The sequence below is a fragment of the Candidatus Effluviviaceae Genus V sp. genome, from assembly GCA_014728125.1.
Classification (GTDB): Bacteria; Joyebacterota; Joyebacteria; order Joyebacterales; family Joyebacteraceae; genus WJMD01.
Genome location: WJMD01000037.1, coordinates 1 through 5,839 on the forward strand (window position 1 = coordinate 1; position 5,839 = coordinate 5,839).

General features: G+C 67.1%; 6 protein-coding genes. All 6 read right to left on the reverse strand.

All coding sequences use genetic code 11. The annotated features are described in order from the left end of the window. A partial coding sequence (locus GF405_01935) for a pyruvate, phosphate dikinase (protein MBD3366918.1) occupies positions 1-494 on the reverse strand: 494 nt, incomplete at its 3' end. A 264-nt stretch (positions 495-758) separates the two neighbouring features. Continuing rightward, positions 759-2,033, reverse strand: coding sequence for a hypothetical protein (locus GF405_01940; GenBank protein MBD3366919.1), 1,275 nt, complete (start codon positions 2,031-2,033; stop codon positions 759-761). Further along, a complete protein-coding gene (locus GF405_01945; protein MBD3366920.1) occupies positions 2,026-2,946 on the reverse strand; it encodes a hypothetical protein in 921 nt (306 codons plus the stop codon). The genes GF405_01940 and GF405_01945 overlap by 8 nt, the downstream gene beginning before the upstream one ends. 25 nt (positions 2,947-2,971) lie before the next feature. Then, positions 2,972-4,072 (reverse strand): aminotransferase class V-fold PLP-dependent enzyme, encoded by a 1,101-nt coding sequence (locus GF405_01950; GenBank protein ID MBD3366921.1) that lies wholly within the window; start codon positions 4,070-4,072, stop codon positions 2,972-2,974. Positions 4,073-4,144: 72 nt separating this feature from the next. Then, positions 4,145-5,251 carry a UDP-N-acetylglucosamine 2-epimerase (non-hydrolyzing) gene (locus GF405_01955; protein ID MBD3366922.1) on the reverse strand — a complete coding sequence of 369 codons (1,107 nt, stop codon included), beginning with the start codon at positions 5,249-5,251 and terminating at the stop codon, positions 4,145-4,147. A gap of 106 nt (positions 5,252-5,357) precedes the next feature. Further along, on the reverse strand, positions 5,358-5,839 hold a 482-nt coding region (locus tag GF405_01960; GenBank protein MBD3366923.1), incomplete at its 5' end, for a heparinase.

Genomic DNA, 5,839 nt, shown 5'->3' on the forward strand with positions numbered 1-5,839 from the left:
AGCTCCTTGAGATCGTCGGCCTCGAGCTCGAGGTCGTGCCAGACGCCCTTCTCCTTCTTCCGCGCGTCCAGGAGCTTATGGAACTCGTTCGCGTCGAGCCCCATCACGACGTCGGCGTACATCATGATGAGACGCCGGTAGCTGTCGTAGACGAAGCGCTCGTTGCCGGTCTTCTTGATGAGACCGTCGACGGTCCTGGCGGAGAGCCCTATGTTCAGGACCGTGTCCATCATCCCGGGCATGGAGACGCGGGCGCCGGAGCGGACGGAGAAGAGAAGCGGGTCTTCGTTGTCCCCGAACGTCATCCCCATCACATCCTCGACCCTGGCGATCGCATCGGAGACCTCCTGCTCGAGTCCGTCGGGGAACTCCCCGTCGTGCTCCATGTAGTAGGTGCAGACCTGGGTCGAGATGGTGAACCCGGCGGGCACGGGAATCCCGAGATTGGACATCTCGGCGAGGTTGGCCCCCTTACCGCCCAGCAGGTTCTTCATCTCGCCGCGGCCGTCCGCCTCGCCGCCGCCGAAGGAATAGACTCTCTTCTGCTTCACGTGGGTGCTCCTTTCAGGTCATCTCTGGGTCCATCCGTCCCGGAGTCCGGCGCGAGGGAGCGTCCGGCCTCCGAACCCAACACACTAGCACGGCCCACCCGCTCAGGCAATTCAGAACGGGCCTGCCGATGTGAGGAGTCTGTGCCTGTTGTGTGAGGTTCGTGCCGGTTGAGCGGGTCCACCCGGGGGGATGGCCCCCCGCGAGCGTTAGTGGGTGGTCTTCTCGCGGTCCTTCTCCGTGATGAGCTCCTCGACCGGAGGCTCCTTCCGCCTCGCCTCCTGCCGGACCATCCGGCGGAAGCGGGCCTCGCGGCGGATCTGCGAGACGATCATCTGGCGCAGCGTCGCGCCCGGAGGGCAATCACCGTAGATGATCGTGTCGGTCGCGCCGACGAGGTACGCCAGCTCCTCGCGGAGGTCGCTCTTCAGTGTCCGCGCGTTCTTGCGGTGTTGCTCGAGGATGACGTTGCCGACGTAGGCCGCGATGCCGTAGCTCAGGAGCACGTAGACGAGACCGTGCGGGGTGATCTGCCCGAGCATCTGTCCCGTGAAGAAGAGCGTTACGCCCCACAGCACGACGACGGTCAGACGTGGTGAGAGACCGAACCTGATGAGTCTGTGGTGCACGTGCGACCGGTCTGGCGTCATAACGCCGCGTCCCGACCTCGCCCGGCGGGCGATGGTGGTGACGACGTCGAACGCGGGAACCGTCATCGCGGCCAGGGTCACGAGCAGCGCGTTGCTCGCAGCATCCGAGCCGGAGCCGACGATGGCCCCTCCCGCGATGAAGAACCCGAGCACCATGCTCCCGGCATCACCGAGGTAGACGTTTCCCTCGCGGAAATTGTGCAGCAGGAACCCGATCGTGCTCCCGAGCACGGCGCCTGCCAGGATCGTGAGCGCCGCGTAGTCGTTCAGGAAACCGACGCCGAGAAGTGCAAGAGCCCCGATCGCGGCGATCCCCCCCGCCAGGCCGTCCAGCCCGTCGATGAGGTTCACGATGTTCATGAGCGCGACGAAGAGAAGGACGGACAGGGGGGCGCCGAGCCAGCCGAGGTCGACCATGGGACCGACGAGGAAGCGCACGTGTTCGATGCTGATGCCGGCGTAGACCATGGTCACGGCAACGGCCGTCTGAACGATGAGCTTGACCACGGGCCGGAGGTTCAGCTTGTCGTCGAACATGCCGAGCACGACGATGAGGGAACCGCCGAAGATGAGCGTCGTGAACGCGCGCGTCGCCTCAGCCTCGAGCAGCCCCGGAGTCAGCAGCGCGACGACGAGCGCCGCGGCCGTCGTGCCGAAGACGACGAGGCCGCCCGACGTGGGGATGGCGCGGGCGCGCGTCCTCCTCGTGCTCGGAAGGTCGACGAGCCCGAGCCGCAGCCCGAGTCTGGATGCGGGAATGGTCACGTACCACGAGATGATCGCGGTCGCTCCGAGGAACACGAGAGACCAGAGTGTTGTCGGAAGTTCAGGCACGTCGTCCCCTCACCGCTTCCACCGGCGCTCCGGGGTTCATGATGCGAAACGCCACCCGGGCCACGGAGGCCCGCAACACCAACAGAGGCCTCGCGTCGTAATCTCCCCAGCGGACGGCCGTCTGGTGAAGCTGTGACCGTCCCGTGATGCGCGCGAGCTCCTTCAAATGCAATATGTGTTCCTTGTGCAGGGCACGACTCGCCGTCCGGGCACCCCGCCAGCGGTCGTCCAGGTCGGCCAGAGACCAGCTCCCCGTGTCGAACCCGTCGAGCGTGTACTCGAGGCCGGCCAGCGCGCGGGTGAAGAGACTCTCCGCCCGCTCCGGCTCGACGACGCGACCGTAGTCGTGGATCGTGAGCATGGCGCGCATGTGGCCGCCGAGACAGAGCGACCTGCCTCTGGTCGGATACGTCTCGATGAAGAGCGCGCTCTCCAGACCGCTCTCGAGACCCTCCTCAGCGATCTCGCGTACGAAGCCGCCCTCCTCGACCGGGGTCTCGAAACCGCCGAACGCGGCGCGGGCGCACGCAAGCGCCTCATTATGCCCCAGAACCGTCTTCGCCCTGACGAGCGCCGCCACGCACTCGGCGTGGACCCTTCCCGAGAACCACCCCTCGGACAGCTCGTCCCGGTAGGCGGCCGGGCCTTCCGGCATCGCCCACCCGCTGAAGCCGCCGGGTATCGTCTCGATCCGCCGCACGAGTTCACTCACGGCCAGCTCGAAGCGGTCCCGCCGCTCGGGCGTGCCGCGCGCAAGGTAGAGCTCCAGATCGCCGAGCGCAAGGCGCGCGAGATCGGCCGGCGACTCGGGGAGCGCCTGTCCCGTCCAGTTCTCGGCCGCGGACGAGTAGTCGACGTGATAGCCGCGCGGTCTCTCGTGATCGATGAACCGGCCTCTGGCCACACGACGCATGATGGTCTCTCCGCTCCTCTTCCGGCTACGACACGAAGTCGAGGATCGTCGAGGCCACGGTTTCCTTCTCCTCCTCCGACAGAAGCGAGAAGACCGGGATCGAGATCGTCTCGCGCTGTGCCCGCTCCGATTCCGGGAAGTCGCCCTCCGAGTAGCCGAGGCCGGCGAAACACGTCTGGAGGTGCAATGAGAGCGGGTAGTAGAGAGCGCAGCCGATCCCCTTCCCGCGCAGGTGCTCGAGCAGCGCGTCGCGGTCCGGAACCCGGATCGTGTACTGGTTGTAGATGTGACGGTTCCACGCCTCGCGATGCGGCGCCACGACCGGCGTGCCGTCGAACCGCTCACCGTAGAAGTCGGCGTTCGCCGCCCGGCCGTTGCTCCACGTGTCGAGATGCTTGAGCTTGACGAGCAGCACGGCCGCCTGGATCGCATCGAGGCGACTGTTCGCGCCGACCTCGCAGTAGAAGTACTTGTCGGACTGCCCGTGCTCCCTCAGGCTCACCAGACGGTCGGCCAGATCCTCGTCGTTCGTCGTGACCATGCCGCCGTCCCCGTAGCCTCCGAGGTTCTTGCTGGGGAAGAAGCTGAAGCAGCCGGTGTGCCCCATCGAGCCGGCCCGCCTCCCCCTGTACTCCGCGCCGATCGCCTGCGCGGCGTCCTCGACGACCGCGAGGCCGTGCTCGCGGGCGAGCTCGAGGACCGGGTCCATGTCGACGCACTGGCCGTAGAGATGGACCGGCAGGATGGCCTTCGTCTTCGGGGTGATCCGCTCAGCGATCTTCTCGGGGTCGAGGTTGTACGTCGCCGGCTCAATGTCGACGAAGACCGGGGTCGCCCCGACGCGTGCGATCGACCCGCCCGTTGCGAAGAACGTGTAGGGGGTCGTGATGACTTCGTCGCCCGGGCCGACGTCGAGCGCCATGAGCGACAGAAGGATGGCGTCGGTCCCGGACGCGCAGCCGACCGCGCGCTTCGTGCCGCAGTAGTCGGCTATCCGCTCCTCGAGCTCCTTGACCTTGGGTCCCTTGATGAAGATCTGGCTCTCGACGACCTCGCGGATCGCGGCGTCGACGTCGTCCTTGATCACCTGGTACTGCCGCTTCAAATCCAGCAGTGGTACCTTCATGCGCTTCCGCCCTTCCCGTTCCTCGTCCGGCCGCCCGGCGTCGCGACGCGCCGTCCGTGCAGCCCCGATGTTCTAGGTCGCTTTTCTGTGCCACGATGTCAGAACGTCGGCCACGCGCCCGGCGGCGCGGCCGTCCCACAACTCCGGCCGCTTCGGAGCGGCGTCGCGATCCTCAAGGGCCTCGTGAGCCGCCGCCACGATCGCCTCAGGATCGGTGCCCACCAGCCTGTTCGTGCCTTCAGAGACGGTGACCGGCCGCTCGGTATTCGGCCTCAGCGTCAGGCACGGAACGCCGAGCACCGTTGTCTCCTCCTGAACGCCGCCGGAGTCGGTCAGGACGAGCCTGGCCCACGACTCGAGCGCGATGAAATCCAGATACCCCTGGGGTTCCGTCAACATGAGACCCCGCATGGACCGCGCGCGTTCCAGGAGTCCCAGGTCCTCGAGCATCCTGCGCGTTCTCGGGTGCGCCGGGTAGACGACCGGGACCCGCTCGGCGATGCGCTCGACCGCACCGAGAAAGCCCGAGAGCAACGCGGCCGTGTCGACGTTCCGGGGACGGTGCAGCGTGAGGAGCGCGAAGCCCCCCTTCTCGACGCCGAGCCTCGAGAGGACGTCGGTCGTACTCCGGGCCTTCCCGATGAACCGGTCCAGGCTGTCGACCATGACGTTCCCGACGAAGAAGATCGCGTCGTCGGTCCTGCCCTCACGACGGAGGTTCTCGTCGGCGTCGCGGGACGGCGTCAGCAATAGGGCAGACACCGCGTCCGTGACGACCCGGTTGATCTCCTCCGGCATGGCCCAGTCGAAGCTCCGGAGCCCCGCCTCCACGTGCGCGACGGGAATGTCCCGCTTGGTGGCCGTCACGGAGCAGGCGAGCGTCGAGTTCACGTCGCCGACGACGACCACGAGGTCAACCGTTTCCTCGTCAAGGAAGCCGTCGAAGGCGCTCATGATGCGCGCGGTCTGGACGGCATGCGAAGCAGACCCGACACCGAGGTTGACCTCCGGTTCCGGGATCTCGAGGTCACGGAAGAACGAGGCCGACATGGCGTCGTCGTAGTGCTGCCCCGTGTGGACGACGGTCACCTCGACGTCGTCCCGGTCCACGAGCGCCCGGCGGACGGGCGCCAGTTTCACGAAGTTGGGTCGGGCGCCTGCGATCAGCACGATACGCACCGGTACCTCCTACGGGCTCGACCGAGCTTACGTCGCGTCGGAGAAGGTCTTATCAGCTTTTCCGGGGTCCCGCAACCGCATTCAGGTGGGGCAGCGGCCGTAGCGGTCAGTCGAGCCAGCTGATGGCCGTCTCGAGCGAGGTCGGAAGGGCGCGCTGGGTCTGTATCTCGATGCGCCGGTTCGGCACAGACGTGTGGAACGAGCGATGCCAGGTCCCCTCAACGACCCGGATGTCGACGCCCTCCGGAGGCGAGACGCGGGCGACCCCACGCCCGTCGCGCGTCACCAGGATGTCGCGGTCGTCGACGGACGCCGCGCAGTCCGGATGAAGATGAAGGAACGACTCGATGTCGTGGTCGCCGGCACCCTCGAAGCTGTCGACGATGATGAGCCCGCTCTCCGTGACACTGACACGCCGCTCGTGAACCGGCCTGCCCGGAAGCCGTCCGTAGCCGTCGTGTGCCGCGGCCACGGTACCTTCCTCCGTACCGGCCCACACCCGACGGGCGCGGCGGCCGACGCGATGGCTCGCCCACACCTCGCTCTGGTCCTGTCCGTCGATGCGGACGGTGCTGTGGGCGGCCGTTC

Coding starts and splice junctions, on each gene's coding strand:
- GF405_01950 (MBD3366921.1), bottom strand. CDS start 4,072: ATGAAGGTACCACTGCTGGATTTGAAGCGGCAGTACCAGGTGATCAAG.
- GF405_01945 (MBD3366920.1), bottom strand. CDS start 2,946: ATGCGTCGTGTGGCCAGAGGCCGGTTCATCGATCACGAGAGACCGCGC.